We start from the raw sequence: 267 nt of genomic DNA, 5'->3' as shown, positions 1-267 counted from the left end.
GCATAGCTGTGGCTGTTATTGGCTTTATAGGGGTACTTATTGTTATTCAGCCTACCGACATTAATTGGGCGGCTATATTTGCACTTGTAGTCGCAATTACACTGGCAATAAATAATGTACTAATACGAAAGTTACCTAAACACCATAGTATTATGCAAACTTTGTTACTTACCAATTTAGTAGGTATGCCTGTGGGATTAGGTTTGGCGCTGTGGGAAAACGAGCCATGGCATTGGGCCGCACTTATTACGGCGTTTGGCTCTACAC

1 pseudogene is annotated in these 267 nt (G+C 41.9%); it reads left to right on the top strand.

Annotated elements, in window-relative coordinates:
• Positions 1-267, top strand: a pseudogene (locus AAEY62_RS22745) (DMT family transporter); the annotation flags it as partial.

It is taken from the genome of Pseudoalteromonas sp. GW168-MNA-CIBAN-0100 (assembly GCF_040309225.1).
GTDB classification, from domain to species: domain Bacteria; phylum Pseudomonadota; class Gammaproteobacteria; order Enterobacterales; family Alteromonadaceae; genus Pseudoalteromonas; species Pseudoalteromonas arctica.
This window is presented reverse-complemented; position numbering and strand designations above follow the sequence as displayed.